At 59.0% G+C, this 25,028-nt stretch carries 25 protein-coding genes; 20 read left to right on the forward strand and 5 right to left on the reverse strand.

Going from position 1 to position 25,028, the window contains the following annotated elements:
* Complete coding sequence (locus B9Z45_RS01200; protein WP_146180855.1) at positions 1-510, forward strand: hypothetical protein; 510 nt, start codon at positions 1-3, stop codon at positions 508-510.
* Positions 511-538: 28 nt separating this feature from the next.
* Here the strand turns inward: B9Z45_RS01200 and B9Z45_RS01205 are convergent, their stop codons facing one another.
* Positions 539-976 (reverse strand): Fur family transcriptional regulator, encoded by a 438-nt coding sequence (locus B9Z45_RS01205; RefSeq protein ID WP_233252033.1) that lies wholly within the window; start codon positions 974-976, stop codon positions 539-541.
* A gap of 93 nt (positions 977-1,069) precedes the next feature.
* Between B9Z45_RS01205 and B9Z45_RS01210 the strand changes: the two genes are divergently transcribed.
* From B9Z45_RS01210 to B9Z45_RS01270, 14 genes are all read left to right on the forward strand, one after another.
* The gene (locus B9Z45_RS01210; RefSeq protein WP_108405415.1) at positions 1,070-2,314 is read left to right on the forward strand and encodes a GTP-binding protein; all 1,245 of its coding nucleotides are present in this window, start codon (positions 1,070-1,072) and stop codon (positions 2,312-2,314) included.
* A gap of 91 nt (positions 2,315-2,405) precedes the next feature.
* Positions 2,406-4,772, forward strand: coding sequence for a TonB-dependent siderophore receptor (locus B9Z45_RS01215; protein ID WP_158270355.1), 2,367 nt, complete (start codon positions 2,406-2,408; stop codon positions 4,770-4,772).
* 7 nt (positions 4,773-4,779) lie between these two features.
* Positions 4,780-5,589, forward strand: coding sequence for an ABC transporter ATP-binding protein (locus B9Z45_RS01220; protein ID WP_108405417.1), 810 nt, complete (start codon positions 4,780-4,782; stop codon positions 5,587-5,589).
* Positions 5,586-6,563: an ABC transporter substrate-binding protein gene (locus B9Z45_RS01225; protein ID WP_108405418.1), complete on the forward strand. Its 978-nt coding sequence runs from the start codon at positions 5,586-5,588 to the stop codon at positions 6,561-6,563. The genes B9Z45_RS01220 and B9Z45_RS01225 overlap by 4 nt, the downstream gene beginning before the upstream one ends.
* On the forward strand, positions 6,560-7,573 hold the full coding sequence (locus B9Z45_RS01230; protein ID WP_108405419.1) for an iron ABC transporter permease: 1,014 nt from the start codon (positions 6,560-6,562) through the stop codon (positions 7,571-7,573). The genes B9Z45_RS01225 and B9Z45_RS01230 overlap by 4 nt, the downstream gene beginning before the upstream one ends.
* 297 nt (positions 7,574-7,870) lie before the next feature.
* The gene (locus B9Z45_RS01235; RefSeq protein WP_108405420.1) at positions 7,871-8,860 is read left to right on the forward strand and encodes a GTP-binding protein; all 990 of its coding nucleotides are present in this window, start codon (positions 7,871-7,873) and stop codon (positions 8,858-8,860) included.
* The gene (locus B9Z45_RS17305; protein ID WP_233252034.1) at positions 8,857-9,018 is read left to right on the forward strand and encodes a hypothetical protein; all 162 of its coding nucleotides are present in this window, start codon (positions 8,857-8,859) and stop codon (positions 9,016-9,018) included. Before B9Z45_RS01235 ends, B9Z45_RS17305 begins: the two co-directional genes overlap by 4 nt.
* Positions 9,019-9,108: 90 nt before the next feature.
* Positions 9,109-9,855 carry a DUF1826 domain-containing protein gene (locus B9Z45_RS01240; protein WP_158270356.1) on the forward strand — a complete coding sequence of 249 codons (747 nt, stop codon included), beginning with the start codon at positions 9,109-9,111 and terminating at the stop codon, positions 9,853-9,855.
* Positions 9,852-10,229 carry a DUF1636 domain-containing protein gene (locus tag B9Z45_RS01245; RefSeq protein ID WP_233252035.1) on the forward strand — a complete coding sequence of 126 codons (378 nt, stop codon included), beginning with the start codon at positions 9,852-9,854 and terminating at the stop codon, positions 10,227-10,229. Before B9Z45_RS01240 ends, B9Z45_RS01245 begins: the two co-directional genes overlap by 4 nt.
* A 22-nt stretch (positions 10,230-10,251) precedes the next feature.
* Positions 10,252-11,181, forward strand: coding sequence for a GTP cyclohydrolase FolE2 (folE2, locus tag B9Z45_RS01250; RefSeq protein WP_108405423.1), 930 nt, complete (start codon positions 10,252-10,254; stop codon positions 11,179-11,181).
* The gene (gene hisI / locus B9Z45_RS01255; RefSeq protein WP_108405424.1) at positions 11,178-11,687 is read left to right on the forward strand and encodes a phosphoribosyl-AMP cyclohydrolase; all 510 of its coding nucleotides are present in this window, start codon (positions 11,178-11,180) and stop codon (positions 11,685-11,687) included. Before folE2 ends, hisI begins: the two co-directional genes overlap by 4 nt.
* 12 nt (positions 11,688-11,699) lie before the next feature.
* On the forward strand, positions 11,700-12,662 hold the full coding sequence (locus tag B9Z45_RS01260; protein WP_108405425.1) for a succinylglutamate desuccinylase/aspartoacylase family protein: 963 nt from the start codon (positions 11,700-11,702) through the stop codon (positions 12,660-12,662).
* A 35-nt stretch (positions 12,663-12,697) separates the two neighbouring features.
* Positions 12,698-13,459: a ZIP family metal transporter gene (locus tag B9Z45_RS01265; protein WP_108405426.1), complete on the forward strand. Its 762-nt coding sequence runs from the start codon at positions 12,698-12,700 to the stop codon at positions 13,457-13,459.
* A gap of 24 nt (positions 13,460-13,483) precedes the next feature.
* On the forward strand, positions 13,484-13,978 hold the full coding sequence (locus tag B9Z45_RS01270) for a DUF2796 domain-containing protein (protein WP_108405427.1): 495 nt from the start codon (positions 13,484-13,486) through the stop codon (positions 13,976-13,978).
* A 155-nt stretch (positions 13,979-14,133) separates the two neighbouring features.
* On the opposite strand, the gene B9Z45_RS01275 is transcribed toward B9Z45_RS01270, so the two are convergent.
* A complete protein-coding gene (locus B9Z45_RS01275; RefSeq protein ID WP_108405428.1) occupies positions 14,134-15,537 on the reverse strand; it encodes an 8-oxoguanine deaminase in 1,404 nt (467 codons plus the stop codon).
* 126 nt (positions 15,538-15,663) lie between these two features.
* On the reverse strand, positions 15,664-16,572 hold the full coding sequence (locus B9Z45_RS01280; protein ID WP_108405429.1) for a LysR family transcriptional regulator: 909 nt from the start codon (positions 16,570-16,572) through the stop codon (positions 15,664-15,666).
* Positions 16,573-16,696: 124 nt separating this feature from the next.
* On the opposite strand from B9Z45_RS01280, the gene gcl reads away from it, so the two are divergent.
* The 5 genes from gcl to B9Z45_RS01305 all read left to right on the forward strand — a co-directional run bounded on the left by gcl (position 16,697) and on the right by B9Z45_RS01305 (position 22,381).
* Complete coding sequence (gene gcl, locus B9Z45_RS01285; protein WP_108405430.1) at positions 16,697-18,487, forward strand: glyoxylate carboligase; 1,791 nt, start codon at positions 16,697-16,699, stop codon at positions 18,485-18,487.
* 25 nt (positions 18,488-18,512) lie between these two features.
* On the forward strand, positions 18,513-19,325 hold the full coding sequence (gene hyi / locus B9Z45_RS01290; protein ID WP_108405431.1) for a hydroxypyruvate isomerase: 813 nt from the start codon (positions 18,513-18,515) through the stop codon (positions 19,323-19,325).
* Between the two features lie 36 nt (positions 19,326-19,361).
* Positions 19,362-20,300 (forward strand): 2-hydroxy-3-oxopropionate reductase, encoded by a 939-nt coding sequence (locus B9Z45_RS01295; RefSeq protein ID WP_199221812.1) that lies wholly within the window; start codon positions 19,362-19,364, stop codon positions 20,298-20,300.
* Positions 20,297-21,652, forward strand: coding sequence for a glycerate kinase (locus B9Z45_RS01300; protein ID WP_108405432.1), 1,356 nt, complete (start codon positions 20,297-20,299; stop codon positions 21,650-21,652). The genes B9Z45_RS01295 and B9Z45_RS01300 overlap by 4 nt, the downstream gene beginning before the upstream one ends.
* 102 nt (positions 21,653-21,754) lie before the next feature.
* Positions 21,755-22,381: a Crp/Fnr family transcriptional regulator gene (locus B9Z45_RS01305; RefSeq protein WP_108405515.1), complete on the forward strand. Its 627-nt coding sequence runs from the start codon at positions 21,755-21,757 to the stop codon at positions 22,379-22,381.
* 3 nt (positions 22,382-22,384) lie between these two features.
* Here B9Z45_RS01305 and B9Z45_RS01310 read toward each other — a convergent pair whose 3' ends face one another.
* Positions 22,385-23,377: a tripartite tricarboxylate transporter substrate binding protein gene (locus tag B9Z45_RS01310; protein WP_108405516.1), complete on the reverse strand. Its 993-nt coding sequence runs from the start codon at positions 23,375-23,377 to the stop codon at positions 22,385-22,387.
* Positions 23,378-23,427: 50 nt separating this feature from the next.
* On the reverse strand, positions 23,428-25,011 hold the full coding sequence (locus B9Z45_RS01315) for an indolepyruvate oxidoreductase subunit beta family protein (RefSeq protein ID WP_108405517.1): 1,584 nt from the start codon (positions 25,009-25,011) through the stop codon (positions 23,428-23,430).
* Positions 25,012-25,028: the final 17 nt, after the last annotated feature.

A 25,028-nucleotide genomic window follows, 5' to 3' on the forward strand; every position in this document is an offset into this window, starting at 1 on the left:
ATGAACTCAGGAGAGATGCACATGATGAAAGACATGACGGATTATTTTGTCGGGGAGAAGCAAGAAAGTGTGCTTTTCATTTTGGCGGCTTTGATAGCGATAGGACTGGCGGTCTGGTTGTGGAGCAATGGACACCGGCTGCGCTTCATGGCGCTGCCTTTGGTGGTGGTGGCATTGATGCAGTTGGTGGTGGGCGTCACCATTTTTGCGCGCACCGATGCGCAACTGACGCAGCTGAGCACGCAGCTGGCCAGTGCGCCGGCTCAGTTCAAGCAAGCAGAAACCGAGCGCATGAACACGGTGATGGCCAATTTCAAAATGTACAAAACCGTCGAGTTGGTGCTGCTGCTGGTGGGGGTCTGCCTGATCGTATTTTTATCAAAATTGGATGTGGCTACCGGCATCGGCATTGGGCTGGTGGTGCAAGCCGGGTTCACGCTGGCGCTGGACCTGTTTGCCGAGGCGCGCGGGGAGGCTTATCTGCGTGCGCTGGCGGGCATTGCTGGTTAGGTCAATCTTGCGCAAATGCGAATTCATTTCATTCTGCAGTCTGACCCACGCAGGCACCACAGCGCCCGTACAAAATGATCTCGTGATCCTCCACCATGAATCCTGCTGGAGCCAGTTTGTCAAGATTTCCAGGACAAGTTGGCACATCAAATACCTTTTCGCATCGACGACACTGAAAGTAATGGTGGTGACCGTGGTCATGGTCATGTTCGTGGCTGCCAATTTCGTAACGCGGGTTTTGACCCGGCAATTGAACTTGTCGAATTGAACTGTCTTCCAGTAAAGACTTGATTTGTCGGTACACCGTGGCCAGCGACAGTTGCGGCACGGTTTTGGCAGCAAGTTCTTGAATTTCTTGTGCAAGCAATGGCCGCCCCCCATAGGCAATCACCTCGAAGATCGCTTGGTATTGCCGAGTTTTTCTTTCCATTGCGGTATCAGTTTGCTTTAAAGGTACGCTGATCATGGCAGCAAAAAGGGCATTGTGCCAATTTCTTATTGCGAATAGAATATCATTATCATTAAATCGCAAGAATTATTTAGCCCAAGCACCAAATCCATGACCGCCCCCAAACCAACACGCTTGCCCGTGACCGTACTTTCAGGTTTCCTGGGAGCAGGTAAGACCACATTGCTCAACCATGTCCTGGCCAATCGTGAGGGGTTGCGTGTGGCGGTCATCGTCAATGACATGAGCGAGGTGAACATCGATGCGGCCCTGGTAGACCAAGCCGCAAACAATGCGGGTGCCGCTTTGTCTAGAACAGATGAAAAACTGGTCGAGATGAGCAACGGTTGTATTTGCTGCACGTTGCGCGAGGACTTGTTACTTGAGGTCAGAAAATTGGCAGCTGAAGGCCGGTTTGACTACTTGCTGATTGAATCCACTGGCATTGGCGAGCCGCTACCCGTGGCTGCAACATTTGACTTCACGGATGAGGATGGTAGTTCACTGAACGAAGTCGCACAGATTGACACCATGGTGACCGTGGTGGACGCTTTTAACTTGCTGGCCGACTACAGCAGCGCCGATTTGCTGGAGCAGCGTGGTGAAACGGCTGGGCCAGAAGACACCCGAACCTTGGCTGCCCTGTTGGCTGATCAGATTGAGTTTGCCGATGTCGTGGTGGTCAACAAGATCGATAAAGTAGACGCAACGCGTCGTAATGAAGTGGTATCCGTTGTCAAAGCCTTGAATCCAGTCGCGAAAATCATCTTTTCTGACCATGGTCGCATTGAGCTCAAAGAGGTGCTTGGAACAGGGCTCTTTGACATGGAGCGCGCCAGTCAGATGCCAGGATGGGTGCACGAATTAGAAGGTCGGCATACGCCAGAGACCGAAGCCTATGGCATCGAAAGTTTTGTCCTCAAAAGCCGGGAGCCACTGCACCCGTGGCGATTCTCTACCTTCATGGAGTTGCCATTGCCGGGACTTCTCAGGGCCAAGGGCTATGTCTGGTTGGCCAGTCGCCCCGATTGGGTTGTGAGCTATTCGCGAACAGGCAACACGGCCACGCATGAGCCTGTGGGACGCTGGTGGGCCGCTGCGCCCAGGAGCAGTTTGCCTGCTGTGGGCAGCGCAGAGCGCCGCGACATTGATGCGCGCTGGAAGCAGCCACATGGGGATCGGCTCAATGAAGTGGTTTTTATTGGTCGCCAGATGGACCGTGCAGCCATCGAGCAGGCTTGGAAGGCCATGCATCTGAACTTCACCGAGACACGCAAGGGCCAAAAGGGCTACGCAGGTTGGACCGACCTGCCTGACCCATTTCCAGAGTGGCAAAGAACTGAGGCGCTTGCATGAAGAAACAGTTGTTGCCTCAGAGCTGCGAAAAGCGCCCAGTCGTACACAGATGGTTGCCACGATTCAAGAAACAAGATGGAAAGAATTCACCATGTCGCTGATCCCTGTCACCATCCTCACCGGCTTCCTGGGAAGCGGTAAAACCACCTTGCTTAACCGCATTCTCGAAGAGCAACACGGCATGTACCGGAGCGCTGAGATGATGGCCCACCCGCTTCCAAAGCTCCCGTCCGGGTGGCCACGCCCTGCATTCCCAATCTGTGCCGTGAAGTTGGGTGCGGCCCTTGTGCTGACCGTCCAAGGGGGCCAGCTGTTGGCCCAGCCTGCACAAGCCTCCGATCCCAGCTTGGTTGCGTTGCAACCTGTGACTATCGTCGGTGAACGGGTGCTGACCGCCTTGGAGCAGCCGGCCGGCTCGGCTTCTCGCCTTGACCTGAGCGTGCGTGAAACGCCCGCATCCATCGAGATCTTGTCGCAGGGGTTGCTGCGCGAGCGCGGTGCACGCAGCGTCACCGAGGCGGCCCAGGCAGCAACAGGCGTGACCGCTGGCGACTTTCCCGCTGAGCCAGCCAACTTTTCAATGCGTGGCTTTTCCAACAGCCAGATCAACACGCTGTACAACGGTCTGAAGATCGGCCCGCCCAACATGACCTCGCGGGTGATGGACGTGGGCAATCTCGATCGCATCGAATTTCTGAAAGGCCCTGCTTCGCTGATGTCCGGAGAAGGCGCATCGGGCGGCGCGGTCAACTTCGTCACGCGGCAGCCGCACCGGGGCAAGCCCCAGCACGAAATCAACCTGTCCGCAGGTTCATTCGGTGCCGTGCGCAGCGGTTTCGGTTCAGGCGGCACCACGTCGGTGGACAGCCTTGACTACCGCATCGACCTGAACCGCTCGGCAGGCAAGGGCTTCATCAACGACACCCGTAACGAAAACTGGCACTTCTCAGGTGGGCTGGACTGGTATGTCCAGCCGGGTTTGAAGCTGTTCGGTGCGGTGGAGTTCAAGAAGGACAACAGCAGTGCCTACTGGGGCACGCCGCTGGTGTCAGCCGCTGCCCCTGGCATCCAGGGTCAGTCGGGTGTGGTATCGGGTACCTACGTGTCGGGCTTCAACGGCAGCAACCTGGGCAACGTGACCATCGATCGCCGCACGCTGCGCACCAACTACAACGTGCTGGACAACCGCAACAAGGCAGACGAGCAGTGGTTGCGCATGGGCGCTGAGTGGCAGGCCAACACGGCCTTGACCCTGCGCACGCAGTTCTACCGCTTCAGCGCTGACCGGGAGTGGTTCAACAACGAAGTGACGGCCTTCAACGCCGGCACCGGCCTGGTGGATCGCGAGCGCTTCTTCGTGGCCCATGACCAGACCACTGTCGGCAACAAGACCGAATTGCAGTGGGACACGCCTGTTGGCGGCCTGAGCAACCGCTTAGTGGCGGCGTTAGAGTGGGCCGATACCCGGTTCGAGCGGCCCGGATCGGCCAATTTTCCCGGAGACAGCGTCAGCCTGCTGGACCCCCTGCGTGGCAGCTTCGGCCTCCTGACCACGCAGCGACAAACCTCAGACATTAGCAACCTGGCGCTGGCCTTGGAAGATCGTCTGGTGCTGCGCCCCGGCCTGGCACTGATCGCCGGACTGCGGCACGAGTCGATTGCCCTGGACCGCAGTTCGGCCAACGCCGCTGGTGTTCAGCGCACGGGTTTTCCGTTCAGCAAGACCTGGCGACCAACGACCGGTCGGCTGGGCCTGACTTGGGACGTGGCGCCGGAGCTGACGATCTATGGCCAATACGCCACGGCCGCCGACGTGGCCGCGAACAACATCTTCCTGTTGCGGGCCAATCAGCCGCTGGACCTGACCCGCACCCGCAGCTTGGAAGTGGGTGTCAAGCAAAGCTTCTGGGCAAAGCGCGGCGAATCGACGCTGGCGCTGTACGACATCGTTCGCAGCAACGTCTATGCGGCGCAAGGGGGGCAGGCATTGGCGCTGGCAGGGCAACAGGTTTCGCGCGGTGCCGAGTTGTCGGCGTCTTTGCGCACCGCTCAGGCCTGGCGTGTGTGGGGCAACCTGGCGATCAACCGCACGCGCTATGAGGACTATGCCGGCCCCGGTGGCTCGCTCAGCGGCAACACACCGCCCAATGCGCCCAGGCTGGTGGCCAATGCGGGCGCCACCTACCGTTGGGGTGGCGAGTGGCCGGTGGAGCTGTCGGGCTCGTTGCGCCATGTCGGTGAACGCTTCCACAGCGATGCCAACACCGTGAGGCTGGCCGCCTACACCGTGGCAGATGCAGCCGTGTCCATGGACCTCAAGTCCAGCACCCGCCTGAGTCTGCGCGTGCGCAACCTCACAGACCGGACCTACGCCGTCTGGAGCGACCCGTTCTATCCCGACCAGGTTCTGCTTGGCGCACCACGCAGCCTGGAATTGTCTCTGGGTCTGAAGTTCTGAGGAAAACATGGCCTGCGCATCTGTACGGCTGGACCGGGTGGGCCTGCGCACCACGCAAGGTGTGGACCTGTTGCAGGACATCGAAATGATTGTGGCGGCCGGCCAGCGCTGTGCCGTTGTCGGGCCCAATGGCGCGGGCAAAAGCAGCTTGCTCGGTGTCATCAGTGGGCGCTTGCAACCGACGGCGGGGCTTGTCCATGTGAACGATGTGCCGGGGTTGGCGCATGGGCATGTCGGTGTGCTCGGTCACCCGTCTGGGCATCCATCCCGGCGCCTGCATCAGGTGGCGATGGTGGGTCAGACCGAACATGCCGACCTGCGCTTGACCGTGCACGACTACGTGGGGCTGGGCCGCGTGCCCCACCAAGGACATTGCTCGAACGCACGCCACCAGGAGGTGGTCGCTCATTCGCTGGAGCTGTGCCATCTGTGCGGCACGGCGCAGCGCGGGTTGCACACCTTGTCCGGCGGCGAGAGGCAGCGTGCTCATCTGGCGCGTGCACTGGCGCAAGAGCCGACTCTGCTGCTGCTGGACGAACCAACCAATCACCTTGACCTGCGGGCCCGTGTCGAACTGCTGGATCTCGTGCGCGGTCTGGGCATCACGGTGGTGGCAGCGCTGCATGAACTGTCGCTGGTGGCTGGGTTCGCCGACCACATGGTGGTTTTGAATGGTGGCCGAGTGGTCGGGCAAGGCTCTCCGGCAGAAACCATGACGGCACCCTTGGTGGCTCAGGTCTTCGGCATGGCCCTGGTCCGCACCCGGCACCCGCAAGAGCAACGCGACCTCTGGGCCTTCGAGAGGCTGGCAGCATGACACTCCGCGCAAACGTGAGCGCGTTGCTGCTGCTGCTTTGCATCAGCATGGTCTGTGGCGCTCACGCCTTTCCTGTCACGGTTGACAACTGTGGCACGCCACTGCGCATCAACGCGCCGCCGCAGCGCGCGGTGATCCACGATCTCAACATGACCGAGATGGCACTGGCGCTGGGCTTGCAAGCCCAGATGGCAGGCGTGACAGGCATCACGGGCTGGTACAAGACCGATGCCAAGTTCAATGCCGCTCTGGGTGCCATTCCTGAGCTGGCACCCAAGTACCCGTCTCTGGAGAACCTGCTGGCAGCGCGTCCGGACATGTTCTTCGCCGGCTGGTATTACGGCATGAAACCGGGCGGTGACGTCACGCCCGCTACACTGGCACGCCACGGCATTGCGACCCTGGTGCTGACCGAAAGCTGTGTGCACACCAGTCAGACGCGTTCGCGCGTGACGATGGATCTGCTCTACACCGACATGCTCCGCCTGGGCACCGTGTTCGGCCAACGGCCACGGGCAGAGGCGCTGGTGGCGCAGTGGCGCAAGCGCTTGCAAGCGCTGGTGCCGCCGCCAGTCCCCGGCACGGCACCGAAGGCGACGCCCCTGCGCGTCTTTGTCTACGACTCGGGCGAAGACAAGCCCTTCACTGCAGGCGCTGCGGCCATGCCCACGGCGCTGATCGAAGCGGCCGGTGGCCGCAACGTCATGGATGACCTGCCCATCAGCTGGGCCCACAGCTCCTGGGAGGCAGTGGCCGCGCGCAACCCGCAATTTCTGATCCTGCTGGACTATCAGGACGGGCAGGGTCCGAGCCGACTCATGGGCACGCTGCAAGCGCACCCGGCCATGCGCCACACCGACGCTGTCAAGCACCAGCGCTTCATTGCGCTGCGTTATGCCGAGCTCACCCCCGGGCCAGCCAATATCGAGGCGGTGGAGAAACTGGCCCGAGCATTGCGCGCCGTGGCACCATGAAGCCTTGGCAGGTGCATGTGGCGCTGGCGGCGAGCCTGCCGCTGCTTTTGTTGATGGGCCTGGGCTTGGGCGGCGTCAGCATCGACGCCAGCAGCGTTTGGGCCAGCCTGTTTCAGCCCAGTGCTGCCAGCCTGAGTGTGGCGGATGCAGCCCATCGCGCCATCGTCTTCGACCTTCGACTGCCGCGTGTGCTGTTGGCGGTGCTGGTGGGCGCCAGCTTGGCCATGGCCGGCACCTTGTTGCAGACCGTCACGCGCAACGACCTGGCCGACCCCTTCCTGTTTGGTCTGTCGTCCGGAGCTGCAGCAGGCGCAGTGGCGGTGATCTCGCTCACCGGTGAGCGCTTTGGCATCTGGACCTTGCCACTGGCCAGCTTCGCCGGTGGGTTGGTGGCCGCTGCAGGCGTTTTGCTGCTGGCACAGCGTAGCGCTGGACAAGGCGCAGAGCGCATCGTGCTGGCTGGCTTGGCCATGTCATTCCTGTTCGGTGCACTGACCCATGTGCTGGTGTTTGCTGGTGACCAACGTGCGGCACACTCGGTGCTGTTCTGGTCTTTGGGTGGTTTGGGTCTGGCGCGATGGGACAACCTGCCGCTGGCCTTTGCCGGATGCGGTGCATTGGCCCTCTTCGTGGCGCTGCGGCATCGCGCGCTGGACGCCTTGCTGGCCGGCGACGAGGTTGCGCACAGCCTGGGCGTGGCGCCGCAGCGTCTGCGCACGCAGGTACTCATCATCACGGCACTGGCAACGGCCTGCTGCGTGGCACTGGCCGGGGTCATCGGCTTCGTCGGGCTGATGGTGCCGCACCTGATGCGGCGTTCAGCCGGTTTGTTGCATGCCAAGCTGGTGCCTGCCTGCGCCCTGATGGGCGCTGTGCTGCTGCTGGGCAGCGACTTGTTGGCCCGTCTCGTCATGGCTCCCCAAGAGCTTCCAGTGGGCATTGTTACCGCCAGCATCGGTGCGGCCTTTGTCATCGGCTTGCTTTGGCGGCGCAGCCCGCCCGCAACTTGAGCGCTTCTCCAATCGAAACTTCAGGACGCCATGACCTCAAGGGCCGCGCGCGAGGCGCACTAGAGCTCAAAACAGCTCGATATTGCCTGGTGTTTTTTTCCATTGAGATGCCAGTCTTCCTGTCCTATCCGCCAACCATTGCCGTGCATAGGGGTATTGCGCCGTCCTTTATTGAGAATAGAATATCAATAGCATCAAATCATAAAAAAATTTGTAACCCAAACGCTTGCCAGTGGCCGTGCTCTCAGGTTTTCTGGGAGCAGGCAAGAAAGAAGCAAGATTGAAAAGGAAATCACCATGTCGCTGATCCCCGTCACCATCCTCACCGGCTTCCTGGGAAGCGGTAAAACCACTTTGCTCAACCGCATCCTCAAGGAGCAACACGGTCACCGCATCGCTGTGATCGAAAACGAGTTCGGCGAAGCCGGCATCGACAACGATTTGCTGGTGCAGGGCGGCGATGAGCAGATCGTCGAGATGAACAACGGCTGCATTTGCTGCACGGTGCGTGGCGACTTGGTCCGCATCCTGGGCGAATTGCAGGCCAAAAAATCATCAGGTCTGTTGAATTTTGACCGCGTCATCATCGAGACCACCGGGCTTGCAGACCCCGCACCCGTAGCCCAGACCTTCTTCGTCGACGAAGACATTGTTCAGCACTATGTGTTGGATGCCATCGTCACCATGGTCGATGCCAAACACGCTCCGCAACAACTCGACGAACATCACGAAGCGCAAGAGCAAGTGGGCTTTGCCGACCGCATCCTGATCACCAAAACCGATGTCGTCACGCCCAGTGAAGTTGCACAGTTGCGCCAACGGCTTGTGAAAATGAACCCCCGTGCCAAGATCGCCCAAGCCCTGCATGGTGTGGCCGACATCAACGATTTGCTGGACATCCGTGGCTTTAACCTCACTGCTATTCTGGAGATAGAGCCTGACTTCCTGACTGATGTCGATCATGAGCATGACGACGATGTGAGTTCATTTGTTTTTCGAGAAACCCGACCGCTTGACATGGACCGGATCGAGGATTTCATGGGCAGCATCGTGCAGGTCTACGGAACCCAACTGATGCGCTACAAGGGTGTACTGAACATCTTAGGTATCAACAAACGTGTGGTGCTCCAAGGGGTGCACATGCTCATGGGCAGCGACTACGGCAGCGCGTGGAAACCTGGTGAAACGCGGGAGAGCAAATTGGTGTTCATTGGTCGAGACATGCCCAAGGAAATTTTGCTCAAGGGTTTGGCGCAGTGTGTGGCAGGCGAGGTTCAGTCAGTATGAGCGATCAGACGTCTGCCCCACAGGTCGATGCGTTTTTGGCGCAAGCGCAGTTTTTTCACCCCTCGGTGTCTCGATGGCTTGAACGCAAAGACGCCACCATCGCATGCGGACGGTATTGGACCCAGTGTCAGCAGCCGTTCCGTACGTCGCACGCGTGATCAATCCCTTGTCACATCGCGCCTGTCAGTCAAGCAGTGGATCCATGCCCGTGACCGCCCGCTTGCATCACCCTGATGTGGAGGTACAACATGACAAACCACCAACAAACCATTGTCGAAAAAGTCGATGAATCGGCTGAAATTCGCTTGAACGTCAGCATCCATGCTGGATGCCTTGAAGATCTGCACGTTCAAACAGCGTCGCAGGAGGTTCGGCTCGGTGTCGAGCCTGCAGTATTGAAATCCATCGCTGAAACGGGCGTTGCACTCACTGTCTGGCAGCGTGGGGTCCGCAATGATTGGCAAGCGTGGTTAACGCAGCTGCCAAGCCAAACACTGCCGTGTTGCCGCCTTCAAGTTTGCTTGGATGAAGCAATCCCTGCGCTGCAAGATGCCTGCGATGCCAGTGGCATGCCGCATGGCCAGCCAAGAAACGACTTCGTAGCAGACATTGCAAAACTGGTCGGAATCTTTTTATCGCAAGCAGCTTGCGACAAGGTGCAACTGCGTCTGGATGTCATCACGGACAATGCGTGCAAAAAATGGCACCGTGATTGCACACCGCTGCGCATGGTGTGTACCTATCGTGGCCCAGGCACCATGTGGGTGCCCTCAGACCTTAGCAGGCAGACTTTAGAAAAGTCAGAGGATGAAGTGCCATGGGCATCGACCATGAAGACCGGTGATGTGGCGTTCTTTAAAGGGTGCGGCTGGCCGGGGCAGGCGCATGAAGGCGGTGTTGTGCATCGCTCGCCAAGCATCACCGGCCAAGGGATTGCCCGTCTGGTGCTCGTTCTTGATGCTGCCAGGGAATCGATGACCAGGAGCACATCATGAGTACAGAAATACTGGTCTGCGTTCTGTGTCGCCCAGCTGACTTGCCACGAGAACATCCTCGGCCTGGACGCGCACTGCTGGAGGCGGTAGAAAACATGGCTTTACGTGATGGGCTGAGTTTTCCGATACGTGCTGTGGAATGTATGAGTGGTTGCAACAGGCACTGTACGGTTTCCCTCCAGGCGCATGAAAAATTCACCTACATGTTTGGGGATCTTGCCGCTGATGAAACAAGTGCTGAACAGATTTTGGTGTGTGCTCAGTTGCACCAAAACAGCGCTGATGGCTTGATCAGCCGCGACCTTCGACCCGAGCGTCTTCGACAGGGAATTCTTGCCCGTATTCCATCGATTTCATTGAAACCAATCGGGTGACATCACCCTTGAAACCTTCCCCATGAACCAATCGACTAAGCCCAGTGTTCTTCCTGACATTTCATTATCAGAAAGCGCACCCCGCCACAGTGCACTCACCTGGGTTGGCATGCAGGGTATTGACTTGCCTCTGACCGTTGATGAGCCTGGGTATAGCCGCGAGTTGCATGCATGTGCCGATGTGCAGGTCAACCTTCCAGCGCCGCACATCAAAGGCATTCACATGTCACGGCTGTACCGATTGCTCGACGCGATGGGGAATGGACAGGGTTTGACTGCAGCTGGAATTCACCAATTTTTGAAAGCCATGATTGAGAGCCACGCGGATTGTCAAAGCGAAAACGCCAGGCTCCAACTGAATTTCAACTTGCTACTGCGTCGCCCAGCTTTGGTCACTGAAGGCCTCGCGGGATGGAAGTCGTATCCGATCACAATCCGTGCCTCTCTGATGAGTGGTCAATTTCAGTGCCGCATTCAAGTCAAAGTGGTTTACTCGTCGACATGTCCATGTTCCGCGGCATTGGCTAGGCAATTGATAGAACAAGCATTTCTGGCTGAATTTGCAAAGCAACCTTCGCTGGACAAGCATCAGGTGGCTGAGTGGATTCGACACAATGCCAGTGCAGCAACGCCACACAGTCAACGCAGTCAAGCGCATGTCACGGTCGGTGTCAACGAAACTTCAAGCAGTTTAGGAATCCTGGCACTGATCGATTGCATTGAACAAGCCTTGGGCACCCCAGTGCAGACCGCAGTCAAGCGAGCGGATGAGCAGGCATTCGCAGCCTTGAACGGACAGAACCTGATGTTTGTTGAAGATGCTGCACGCCGTATCAAAGCCTCTCTTCAAGGATATGAGCACCCCGAGATTTTTGTGCGCCATTTGGAGAGTTTGCATCCCCATGATGCCGTGGCATGGTCAAGCCCTGAAATTGGATTGGGTTCCATATGAGCAACTCCATAACAGCCGAAACATCCGGATCAGCAGGCCTGCTCTTTGCGTCCAGAATTTCGGTCGAGCAGGTCAAAGAAGGATTCGAACTGGCACCCAAATTCGATCGCGATGGACTGATTGCCTGCGTGACCACAGATGCCACGACAAGGGAGGTTCTGATGCTGGGCTATATGAACCGTGAAGCACTGGAACTCACCCTTCTGACAGGAGAAGCGCACTACTGGAGCCGCAGCCGACAGGTGCTGTGGCGCAAAGGCAGTTCCAGCGGGCTGGTGCAGCGCGTGGTCGAAATGCGCATTGACGACGATCAGGATGCGGTGTGGCTATGTGTGTCACTCTCAAGCGGAATACGCAGCGAACCTGCCAGTTGCCACGTTGGCTACCGCAGTTGTTTTTACCGTACCGTTGAATTAAAGACGGGCAAGCTCTCTTTCGCAGAAAACACAAAAACGTTTGATCCCAAATCGGTTTACGGGGATGCTCCCAATCCCACGCTACTTTGAAGCGAGCAGGCAATGAACGACAACACAACACCAAGCAGTTTGACCGTTTACCAATTTGCGGGCTTGCAAACAGGTCCCAAGTTGATCGTTCTTGGGGCCGTGCATGGCAACGAGACTTGTGGAGCTGTTGCCATTCAGAAAATCCGCCAAGACATAGAAGCAGGAATGCTTTCCATTGAAAGGGGAGCACTGACGTTGATTCCCATTACCAATCCGCTTGCCTATCAAAATGGACGGCGTGAGGGTCAGCGCAATTTGAATCGGAATATGCAAGTCACTGCAACGCCACAGGACTTTGAAGACCACGTCTGCAACGTGCTTTGTCCGATGCTCGCAGCTCACGATGTGCTTTTGGATCTTCACTCATTTCACACGCCGGGCATCCCCTTTGCCATGATTGGACCGCCCAATAACGATGGTGAGTTGGAGGCGTTTGCCCGTGCGGATGAAGAAGAAGATTTCGTGCGGAGCCTGGGTGTTCATCGATTTGTCGAAGGCTGGCTGGATACCTACGCCAAGGGCGTGCATGAACGCCAAGTTCGTGGCGTGGATGCCAACATCAATTACGGCATGGGTACAACTGAAACCATGAGGCGTATGGGCGGCATTGGCATCACATTGGAATGTGGTCAGCACGAAGACACTGCAGCGCCAGAGCTTGCCTATGCTGCCATCTGCAAGGCCTTAGTGCATCTGGGCATGACATCCAGTGGAGCACCTTCTGAACCACGAAGTCCTCACCAAGTGATCAATATGTATCGCGTTGTGGACCGTTTGCATCCCGACGATCAATTTTGTCGTGAATGGCGAAGTTTTGAAGTCGTCAAGCAGGGCGACTTGATTGCTCATCGCAAGGATGGCACAGGGCTATTTGCCGATCAAGACGGTTGGATTGTGTTCCCTAACCCTAGCGCACAGGTTGATCAGGAATGGTTCTATCTTGCAAAAGCTTCCAGCCGACTGAGTATTGATTGATAACCTGGTCCTCACTGATTGATTGTGAAATTTAAATGCCTTTGATCCTGCAAATTTTGATGGCTTGTCTGCTCGGGGGGGTGCTGAGTTTATTGGCTGCTTTCCTGGTGATGTTTGGCCTTCCTAAGAAATGGTTGTCCTATGCGGTCAGCTTTTCTACTGGGGTACTTCTTGCAACTTCCATGCTGCATTTGCTGCCTGAGGCCTTGAGTTCTGGATTGACACCACAAGAGGTGTTCCCTGTTTTACTGGCCAGCGTTTTAGGTTTTTTTGTTTTAGAAAAACTGGCCATCTGGCGTCACTCGCATCATGATGCGGACGATAGTCATCTGGAAATAAGTTCGAAGGTGCACACTTCAGGGCATCATCACGGGGATGCAGGCGTGTTGGGAATTTTGATCGGTGATGGATTTCACAATTTCACGGATGGCGTCCTGATCGCCGCTGCTTTTCTGACAGATCCGGCAATAGGATGGGCAACCACACTGGCGGTTATTGCGCACGAGATTCCCCAGGAGGCTGGCGACTTTGCAATATTGCTTGCTTCTGGCTGGGAGCGTAAAAAAGCACTGTTTTGGAATGGCGTTTCTAGTTTGGCATCTGTAGCTGGCGGCATCATTGCGTATTTTTCGCTCGAGCACACTGAAGCGTGGATTCCCTATATTGTGATAATTGCTGCAGCCAGCTTCATCTACATTGCCATTGCTGATTTGCTGCCCAGGCTCAAGTTTGAATTTCAGGGGCTAGGGTGGCATTCACTTTGTATTTTGATGGGCATTTCCATAACATTGCTTTGAATATTTTATTGTTGGAGAAAACTGGTGAAAAAAATCTTTTTGACTTATCTGATGTTGATCTTTTTAAGTTCAGTTGCCTATGCCCATGGAAAAAAACATGTTCATGGTGAAGGCCGTTTGGATGTGGCTGTTGATAAAGGAAATTTAAGCTTGAATTTAGAACTTCCGCTTGACGTAGCTGTTGGCTTTGAGAGGAAGCCAAAGAATGACAAAGAAAAAGCCACACTTGAAGCAGCAGGAAAAATACTACAAGATGCGGGTTTGTTATGGGTAGTCAATCCAAGTGCAGGATGCCAACTTATATCAGCTCAAGTAGGCCTGCCTAAGTTTGATGGAGGACACGCAGACATTGATGCAAGTTATGCCTACCGATGCGCCAATCCGTCAGAGCTAAAGACGATTGAGACAAGCCTCTTCAAGTCATTCAAAAGGATGTATCGACTTGAAGTCCAGCATGTTGGTCTCAAAAGTCAAGGTGCTGTTCGCTTGACACCTAAAAATCCTGTATTGAGTTGGTGAACCAGATGACCAAGCCAGGGAGCTTCATAGAGCTCTAATTTTGAATGTCTATTTCAGTAGTGGGTGTGACGGTCATAAGAAATGACTTGCCAATGACTGAATATAAAAAGCGCAAACTTGATCCGCTGATGTCCTAAAGGGAGGTTATAGCCAGGTCAGTTCACACTCAGAGTCAGCTGCAAAGCCAGTTGGTTGTGCCGCTCGATCAGCGGTCCCATGTCCACCGTGGTGATTTTTCCTTGGCGCACGACCACACGCCCATTCACGATTGTGTAGTCGGCGTTGTCACTGGCGCACAGCAGCAGGGCGCCCACCGGGTCGTGTACCGCGCCGCCCGCCATGCTCAGCGTGTCGGTGCGAAACATCGCCACGTCGGCGCAATAGCCCTCCTTGATTTGCCCCAGCTCTTGGGCCCGGCCCAGCACCTGCGCGCCACCGCGCGTGGCCAGGCGCAAAGCGTCGCGGGGTGTCATGTCGGCAGGGCCGCGGTCACACCCGAACGGTTCCAGCGCTTTGCCCACACGCGCCAGCAGCATGGCTTGGCGGGCTTCGTTCAGCAGGTGGGCTGCATCGTTGCTGGCGCTGCCATCCACACCCAAGCCGATGGGCACGCCCGCGTCGAGCATTTTGCGCAGGGGCAGGATGCCGCTGGCCAGGCGCATGTTGCTGCACGGGCAGTGGGCAATGCCGGTGCGGGTTTTGGCAAATAGGTAGGCGCCCTCGTCGTCGAGCTTCACGCAGTGGGCGTGCCACACGTCTTCGCCCACCCAGCCCAGGTCTTGCGCGTATTGCGCAGGCGTGCAGTTGAACTTTTCTTTTGTGTAGGCCACGTCGTGGTCGTTTTCGGCCAAGTGCGTGTGCAGACGCACACCGTAGGAGCGGGCCAATTTGGCCGCTTCGCGCATCAGGTCCTGGCTCACGCTGAAGGGCGAGCAGGGCGCCACGGCCACATGCGTCATGGCGCCAAAGCGGGCGTCGTGCCAGGTCTCGATCAAGCGTTGGGTTTCCCTGAGGATGGCGGGCTCTGTTTCGACCAGGCTGTCGGGCGGCAGACCGCCTTGCGACTCGCCCACGCTCATGCTGCCGCGGGTGGCGGTAAAGCGCATGCCCATGCTTCGCGCTGCTTCGATGCTGTCGTCCAGCCGCACGCCGTTCGGGTAAATGTAGAGGTGGTCAGAGCTGGTGGTGCAGCCGCTCAGCAGCAATTCGGCCATGGCCACCTGCGTGGACACCCGCACCATTTCGGGCGTGAGGCCTGCCCAAATCGGGTAGAGCCCCTTGAGCCAGCTGAACAGCTCGGCGTTTTGCACGGCTGGAATCGCCCGTGTGAGGGACTGGAACATGTGGTGGTGTGTGTTGACCAGGCCCGGCACCACCACATGGCAGCGGGCATCGATGACTTCGTCCACCTCTGCGGCCAACATGTCCGTGGCTTCGCCGGCCGGGATGATGCGTTCAATGCGACCACCTCGGATCAACAGCGAAGCATCTTTGAGTTCTGTGTGGGCATCGTCTTGCGTGGCGATGCAGCGGGCGCGGTGGATGAGCAGGGTGGTCATGAAATTGTCTTGTTGGGCAATGAATCAAACGTATGAAAAAGTTGCGACTGAATCCCCCGGGCTTCAGAACAATAAGGGCTTGGGGTGTGCAACGCGTTGCGGGGCATTCCGGGCTGTGCTGGTGATTCAGCCTTGCAACCAGTAGCCCGGTTGGGCGTAGATTTTCTTCAAGTGCTCGATGAAAAACCGCACCTTGGCGGGCAGGTGTTTTTGCTGCGCATAGACCGCCAGGATGTCGTAGGCGGGCAGGGCGAACTCGTCCAGCACCGTCACCAGTTCGCCGTTTTGCAGTTGTTTTTGAATCTCCCAGGTGGAGCGCCAGCCCAGACCCAGGCCTTCGCTGACCCAGCGGTGCAGCAACTCGCCGTCATTGCAGTCCAGGTTGCCTTCGGCTTTGACGGTGACGGTTTTGCCGTCTTTTTGAAAGTACCAGCCGCGTTGCTGTCCGCCTTGCAAATTGAACGCCAGGCAGTTGTGCTGGCGCAGGTCTTCCAGAGTCTTGGGTTTGCCGCGGCGGCGAAAGTAAGCTGGTGTGCCGCACACCACACGCTGGTTGGTGGCCAGGTGAATGGCTACGAAGTTGGGGTCGATCTGCCCCCCGATGCGCAGTCCCAGGTCATAACCTTCGCGCACCAGGTCGACCACGCGGTCGGTCAGGTTGAACGAAATTTGCACTTGCGGGTTGGCCTTGAGGAACGCGCTGGCGTGGGGTGCCACATGCAGTCGCCCAAACGCAGCGGGGGCCGACACGATCAGGTGACCGCTGGCGCGCTGGTGCTGTGATGACACGGCACGCTCGGCCTCGTTCCAGCGCGCGAGCAACTGGCGGCATTCGTCCAGGTAGCTGGCGCCCTGGTCGGTCAGCGTCAGCCGGCGGGTGGTTCGGATCACCAGTTGTGTGCCCAGGCGCTGCTCCAGAGCGTCTAGACGGCGCCCCATCATCACGGGCGTCACGCCCTCGGCCAGGGCCGCAGCGGCGAGACTGCCATGGGCCATGACTTGCACAAATGCATCAATTTCCTTGAAGCGGTCCATCGCGGTCTCCGGTTAATCCGATACGTGGAGTATCGAATGAAAGTACCCCCAATGCAATTCCCAAACCGCACAGGGGTCCATAGCATCGGGTTCAGTTTGATTCAACTTTGCACAAGGAAACCCGATGACCCGCATGACCGCTGTTGAAGCCGCACTTTGTGTGATGGAAAAAGAAGGCATTACGCAAGCCTTTGGTGTGCCGGGGGCGGCCATCAACCCGATGTATGCCGCACTGCGCAAACGCGGCCAGATTGCCCATGTGCTGGCCCGGCACGTCGAGGGTGCATCGCACATGGCCGAGGGTTACACCCGTGCTCGGGCGGGCCAGATTGGCGTGTGCATTGGCACATCGGGCCCTGCCGGAACCGACATGATCACGGGTTTGTATTCGGCCATCGCCGACAGCATTCCGATCCTGTGCATCACCGGGCAGGCGCCTCGGGCGCGTTTGTACAAGGAAGACTTTCAGGCGGTGGACATCGAAAGCATTGCCAAGCCCGTGACCAAGTGGTCGGTGACTGTGCGCGAACCGGCCCAGGTGCCTTGGACATTCCAGCAGGCTTTTCACCTGATGCGCTCAGGCCGCCCGGGCCCCGTTTTGATCGACCTGCCGATAGATGTGCAACTGGCCGAGATCGAATTTGACATCGACACCTACACGCCCTTGCCCGTATACAAGCCGGTTGCCAGCCTGGCCCAGGTCAACAAGGCGCTGGACATGCTGATGAGCGCTGACAAACCGCTGATCGTGGCCGGTGGCGGCATCATCAATGCCGACGCCAGCGACTTGCTGGTGGAATTGGCCGAGCTCACAGGCATTCCGGTCATTCCCACACTGATGGGCTGGGGCAGCATTCCCGATGACCACCCCCTGATGGCCGGCATGTGTGGCCTGCAAACCAGCCACCGCTATGGCAATGCCAGCATGCTGGCCAGTGATTTTGTGCTGGGCATTGGCAACCGCTGGGCCAACCGCCACACCGGCTCGGTGGACGTCTACACCCAGGGTCGCCGCTTTGTGCATGTGGACATCGAACCCACCCAGATTGGCCGTGTGTTCATGCCCGACTACGGCATCGTGTCGGACGCCAAGGCAGCCCTGGCCTTGTTTGTGCAGGTGGCGCGCGAGCGGCGCGCAGCAGGCACCTTGCGCGATTACTCGGAATGGGCAGAGCGTTGCGCCGAGCGAAAGCGCCTGATGCTGCGCAAGAGCCATTACACCGAGACCCCGATCAAGCCCATGCGTGTTTATGAAGAGATGAACAAGGCCTTCGGTCGCGATGCGATTTATGTCAGCACCATTGGCTTATCGCAGATCGCGGGGGCGCAATTTCTGAATGTTTTCGGCCCACGGCAGTGGATCAACTGTGGGCAGGCTGGGCCGTTGGGCTGGACGATTCCGGCGGCGCTGGGTGTGGTGGCTTCAGACCCCACGCGCACGGTGGTGGGTTTGTCGGGTGACTACGACTTCCAGTTTTTGATCGAAGAGCTGGCGGTGGGCGCGCAATTTGGTTTGCCTTACGTGCATGTGCTGGTGAACAACAGCTATCTGGGCCTGATTCGGCAGGCGCAGCGCCAGTTCGACATGGACTATTGCGTGCAATTGGCGTTTGACAACCAGAACGTGGACGACCCCGCCTTGAAGGGTTTTGGCGTGGACCACCATGCGGTGGTGCAGGGTTTGGGTTGCAAAGCGTTGCGTGTGACCGACCCGGAAAAAATTCACGAGGCACTGGTCCAGGCTCAGGCCATGGCGCAGCAGTTCCGTGTGCCGGTGGTGGTCGAGGTGATTTTGGAAAAAGTGACCAACGTGGCCATGGGCACCGAGATCGACCGCATCAATGAATTCGAAGCGGTGGACTGCCGACACCCTGAAGGCCTGAAGGGGTTGGAGTTGGCGGGTTTGCTGGAATGATTTTTCGAACGTCAGGAGTTTTTTGATGCCACGTTTTTCTGCCAATTTGTCGATGCTTTTCACCGAGCTGCCTTTTCTTGACCGTTTTGACAGCGCTGCACGGGCTGGGTTTGAGGCGGTGGAGTTTTTGTTTCCCTACGACCACCCTGCCGAAGAAGTGGCCAAGGCCATCAAAGACAGCGCGGTGAGTCTGGTGCTGCACAACTTGCCGGCGGGTAAATGGGCTGAAGGTGAGCGAGGTATTGCCTGCCACCCTGACCGGGTGCCCGAGTTTTGTGAGGGCTTGAAACGCGCGGTGGACTATGCGCGTGTGCTGGGTATGCCACAGGTCAATTGCCTGGCGGGCATTTTGCCAACGGGCGTGGACTCGACACTGGCCCGTGCCACGCTGGTGAGCAACTTGCGCCAAGCGGCTGCCACGCTCGGGCGCAAAGGGGTCCGGCTGCTGATGGAGCCCATCAACACCTTTGACATACCTGGATCTTTTGTCAACCGCACGGCGCAGGCCTTGCAGATCATGGACGACGTGGATTCGGACAACCTGTACCTGCAATATGACATTTACCACGCGCAGCGCATGGAGGGTGAGCTTTCAGCCACCCTGCAAAAGCACCTGGCCCGCATCGCCCATGTGCAGATCGCAGACAACCCCGGGCGGCATGAACCCGGCACAGGCGAAATCCATTACCCGCACATTTTCAAGTGGCTCGATGCGATCGGCTACACCGGTTGGGTGGGCTGCGAATACAAACCCCGAGACGCCCAGCCAGGCGGCACCGAAGCCGGATTGGGCTGGATGCATGAGCTGACTGCGAAGGCGCAGGCTGTCGCGGTCTGATGGCCGAATTCCATCCAATCAACACAAGGTAAAGACATGACCAAAAGTGGCATGAAAGTGGGCTTCATTGGCCTGGGCATCATGGGCGCGCCCATGGCCCTGAACCTGATGAAAGCCGGGCACATGATGTTTGTGCAAACCCGCAGCAAAGTGCCTGCTGAACTGGTGGACGGTGGCGCCACGCTGTGTACCAGCGCTGAAGAGGTGGCCAAGCGGGCCGATGTGATCATCACCATGCTGCCCGACACGTCCAATGTGGAAGATGTGCTTTTTGGTGCGCGTGGGGTGGTGGCGGGTCTGAAGCCGACACAAGGCAGCACCGGCCAGCCCAAGCTGGTGATCGACATGAGCTCGATCAGTCCGATGGTCACCAAAAAGATGGCCGAGCGCATCCATTCGCTGGGTGGCGAATACCTGGACGCCCCGGTTTCGGGCGGCGAAGTGGGGGCCAAGGCGGCCAGCCTGACCATCATGGTAGGGGGGCTTGACAGCAGCTTTGAGCGTGCCAGGCCCTTGCTGGAGGCTCTGGGCAAAAACATCACGCATGTGGGGGGGCATGGTGACGGGCAAACTACCAAGGTGGCCAATCAGATCATCGTGGCGCTCAACATCGAAGCGGTGGCCGAGGCCTTGCTCTTTGCAAGCAAGGCAGGGGCCGATCCGGCCAAGGTGCGCCAGGCCTTGATGGGGGGCTTTGCCGCCAGCCGGATTCTGGAAGTTCATGGCGAGCGCATGGTCAAACGCAGCTTTAACCCTGGCTTTCGCATTGCCTTGCACCAAAAAGACCTGGGCCTGGCGCTGCAGGGTGCACGCGAGATGGGTCTGTCTTTGCCGCACACCGCCAGCGCGGCGCAGTTGATGCAGGTGTGTGCAGCGCATGGTCTGGCAGGGCTGGACCATTCAGCGCTTTGCCGCAGTCTGGAGATCATGGCGGGCCATGACATTGCAGCCGGAGACGTTACCATCTCGGCATGAATGCACCGACACCTTTGACGCCGGCCTCTGCGCTGGTCAATGTGGGCCTTGATCCCCTGCTTTTTTTGCGTCAGCTTTACGATGTGGCCGTGCTGCGGGCCTTGCCTTTGCACAACACCGCTGCCCATTTGCCAACACCGCCAGACCCAGCCAAAGGCCGCACCCTGGTGCTGGGCGCAGGCAAGGCGGGGGGCGCCATGGCGCAGGCGGTGGAAGCGCTCTGGCCGCAAAACGCGCCGCTGTCGGGTCTGGTGGTCACGCGTTATGGCCACACGCCACCCAGGCCTGCGGGCTTGCCCGAGCGCATTGAGGTGGTCGAGGCTTCGCACCCCGTGCCCGATGCCGCAGGCCTGCACGCGGCCGAGCGCATCTTGGCCCTCACGCAAGGCCTGACGGCAGATGACCTGGTGCTGTGCCTGATTTCTGGCGGTGGCTCAGCCTTGTTGACCTTGCCTGCCGAGGGCATCAGCCTGCAAGTCAAGCAAGACATCAACCGCCAATTGCTGGCCAGTGGCGCCAACATTGCCGAGATGAATTGCCTGCGCAAACACCTCTCACGCATCAAGGGCGGGCGCCTGGCAGCGGCCTGTGCGCCGGCACGTGTGGTCACCCTCACCATCAGCGATGTGCCGGGCGATGACCCTTCCATCATCGCCAGCGGCCCCACTGTGGCCGATGCCACCAGTTGTGCCGACGCGCTGGCCATCTTGCAGCGCTACGCCATTGCGGTGCCGCCAGAAGTCGAGCAAGCCTTGCGCTCAGGCGCCTGGGAAACACCCAAACCCGGATCGCCTGTTTTTGCAGGCCATACCGTCCGCATGATCGCCACGCCCCAGCAGTCGCTGGAGGCCGCAGCGTCTGCCGCTCGCGCGCAGGGGCTGAACGCGTACATCCTGAGCGATGAAATCGAGGGCGAGTCCCGAGAGGTGGGCAAGGTGCACGCGGCGCTGGCCCGTGCCACCGCCAAGGGTCTGGGGCCCTTTCAGAAACCCTGTGTGATCTTGAGCGGGGGCGAGACCACGGTAACGATCAAGCCGCAGCCTGCGGGCACGCCCAAAGGGCGCGGTGGCCGGGCGGGCGAGTTTTGTTTGGGGCTGGCGCAGGCCCTGCAAGAACAGCCAGGTGTTTGGGCGCTGGCAGCGGATACCGATGGCATTGACGGCATTGAAGACAACGCCGGGGCACAAGTGGCGCCTGACACCTTGGTCCGCGCCCAAGTGCTGGGCATGAAAGTGGATGAGCACCTGCAGCGCAACGATGCTTATGGCTTCTTTGAGCCCTTGGGCGATCTGGTCATCACGGGCCCCACACACACCAATGTGAACGATTTCCGGGCAATGCTGGTGGTTTGATTTTTCCCGGCAAGAGTGACCGTCCGATTTTGTGGGTGTTGATCCCGGTGTTGATGTGTGTCAAAGCTGCTGGCCCGCTGCTCTGGCACATTCGGCAGCACCATGTTGGATATCTCTTTGCCCCTTGATGCCGAGACCATTGTCAGCCAGTCTGCTGGCACTGTTTTGTTGCGCCGTGGCGATGCCGCGGACCACGTGGTCCATGTCCTCCAGGGCAAGGTGGTGCTGGGGGTCATGACCGATGGCCACATGACGCACCAGTTGGGGGCGGTGGACGGACCTTTCTGGCTGGAAGCCGCCTCAGGCCTGTTGGGCTTGCCCCATGCAGTTGATGCCGTGGCTGAAACCGATGTCAGCTTGCAATACGTGAGCGTGACTGACTTTGCAGCACAGGTGCAGGCCATGCCCGAGGCCTCGCAAAACCTGATGATGGACATGGCCCGATCGCAGCGACAACAAACCGAGTTGGGTGTGAGTCGCCTGGCCAAAGACGCCGATGCGCGCTGCGCCGAATGGTTGCTGCGCCACGCTGAACCCGATTCGCGGGTCGGTGGTCTGGCGGTCACCCTGCGCGAACGCAAACGCAATATTGCCGCGCAACTGGGCATTGCGCCTGAAACTTTTTCACGGGTGCTGCGTCATTTGCGCGAGCGCCAACTCATCAGCGGTTGCGGGCGCGTGCTGGGCTTGCCCAACCCGCAAGCTCTGCGCGAGCTGGCGGGCGTTTGACGTTCAGTCCCCGCTGATTTTTCGCTCGCGGATGATGGCGCCAAAACGCTTGGAGTCGTCAGCGGCACGGGCGCCAAATTCAGCAGGCGTCAAAGGCAAGGCTTCACCCCCCAGGTTCTGGATGCGGTCTTTCAGGGCTTGTGTGCCCAGAATGCGGTTGATTTCACGGTTCACACGGTTAATTACCTCGGCAGGGGTGCCGGCAGGCGCGTAAAAGCCGAACACCGAATCGGCGTCAAAACCTTTCAGACCCGCCTCGTCCAATGTGGGCACGTTGGGGAACAGCGGTGAGCGTTTCATGCTGCCCACAGCCAGCAACTTGAGCTTGCCTGCGCGCACCTGGCCCAGGCCAATGCCGGGGTCAAAGTAAAAGTCGAGCTGCCCGGCCAGCAAATCCTGCAGGGCAGGCGCTGCGCCGCGATACGGCACGTGTACCGCAAACAAGCCGGCCTGGCTTTTCATCATTTCACCGGCCAGGTGGGGCGAACTGCCGTTGCCTGCCGAGCCATACGACAGACGCCCTGGGTTGGCTTTCACGTAGGCCAGAAATTCCTGGATGGTGTTGGCTGGAAAATTGGGCTTGGCCACCAGAAACACCAGCACGCGTGCAGCCGAGGCCACAGGCACCAGGTCTTTTGCCGGGTCAAACGGCATGCGGGCATAAATGTGGGGGTTGACCGACACCATGCCGCCTGAACTCATGAGCAGGGTGTAGCCGTCGGCGGGGGATTTGGCCACCACCTCACCGCCCAGGTTGCCGTTGGCGCCGCCCCGGTTTTCCACCACCACAGGCTGGCCCAGCGCTTCACCCAAAGGCACGCCAATGGCGCGGGCGATCTGGTCAGCAGCACCGCCTGGTGGAAAGTTGACCAAGATTTTCACAGGCTTGGAGGGCCAGCTTTGGGCTGCAGCGCTCAGGCACAGAGCGGGTCCCACGATGCATGCCGCCAGGGCTGTGCCGAGCAAGCGCCTTGTGAAGGAAAAGGTTTTTTTCATGTCGTCTCCTTGATGTTCTTGAATGGATTGGGGGCCATGTCGCGACCCCATCAGGATTTTTGAAGCCGAGGATTTTTCATCCACAGAACGGGTTGCTCTTTGACTGGACGGGCCGGGGCGCCGTGTTGCAGCAAGGCCTGGTCGAGGGCCTGACCGGCTTCGTCTTGCAAGGCCGCTTGGCGCACGCGGGCCACCGCCTCGGCTTGATGGACCAAGGGTACGGTCGATGCAGGTCCGCAGACATGGCGCAGGATGTGCAGCAGGTTGTCCTTGCCGCGCTCGTTGGTGCTGCCATAGCCTTTGATGAGTTGGCCGCAACGTGCCAGCTCCAGTCCCAGCGCAGGGGACTGCTCTGTGGCACGCTCAATGCCGCCCAGCCATTCTTCGATCAGGGCTTGCTCGGTGGCATAGCGGCTGCCGTAGGGGCGCAACACGCGCAAGCTGGCCAGCAGGCGCAAGCTGGCCATGCCCCACAGCGCATGCCGTGCCACTTTGAGCGGCATGGCCCAGGGCGCCAAGCCACGCGCTACCCGCGCACGGTCCCAGCGCTGCAGCCGGTTGGCCAGGCCCTGCGGCAACAAGGCGGCCAATTCGGGCACGCCGGGCTTGAAATGGTCGTAGACCTTGAGCACATCGCCTTCTTTGGCCTTGACCTCTTGCGTCACACGCGTCCAGCGGCTGGCACGGCTTTTCAGATCGGCCACGCGGATGATGTCGTCAAACGCCATCCACAAGGCCAGCCAGCGGGTGGTCTCCAAGGTCACCGGGCGCTTGGTTTCTGCCGGGCTTGCAACGCTCTCTGCGGCCAGCAATCCCTGCAGTCTTTGCACATAAAGTTGTGCGTAGGCAGCGCCCTGATACGCCAGCAAACGCTGGTGTGCCAGGCCCATCAAGGGGTGCAGTTCAGGTGGAAATTTGGCCGCAACATCTGCTGGCAGCGCCGTGGATGCAGCCGCAACAGAAGGCACGGGTTTCAGCACATGTTCAACATAGCGTGCCTGCTCGCGTTGCCGGTTCACCAAGTCAAAGGCCAGGGCAAAGCCACGCAAACTGGCTTTGGCCGAAGCGCCTGGGCCCGACAACACAGCTTCATAGTGGGCACGTTCAAACGGAAGCAAACCACTGCCCGCCAAGGCCCCCAGCATGATGGCGCTGACCATGGTGCCGCTTTGCTGGCACAGCTGAGCCATGTCCATCACATGGTGGCGCAGGCTGTGCGCAGCGACCACGTCGAGCAATGGACCTTCGGGGCGGCGGCCGTCGCCCATGGTCATTTTCTCGGCCGTGGTGAGCGCCCGGGAAGAAGCACTGATGATCAGGGTGCGGTCGGCCGATGCCAACCCGTTGCCAATTTGGCGAGCCGTCTCGAGCAGCTCTGAAGACACCAGCGCATCCAGCCTGCCGGGCAGCGGGTTCAGGCCCAGCACCGGCATGCGGCCTTGCAACTGGCTGTGGGGCAGGGGGTAAATCTCGAGGTAATAAGTGGTGGCTCCGGTGCGCTGCGCCACGCCGGGGATGGACGTGGCTTGCGCCGGATAGCCCGCGTGGCGGGCCACATCGACCAGCCAGTCGGCCAGCACACCACCGCCTTCGCCCCCCAGGGCGCACAGCAAAATTGAAATCGGTTGCGTCATGTTGTGTCTCGGTTGTT

Origin of the sequence: Limnohabitans sp. 2KL-17 (assembly GCF_003063415.1) — a bacterium.
Classification (GTDB): Bacteria; Pseudomonadota; Gammaproteobacteria; order Burkholderiales; family Burkholderiaceae_C; genus Limnohabitans_A.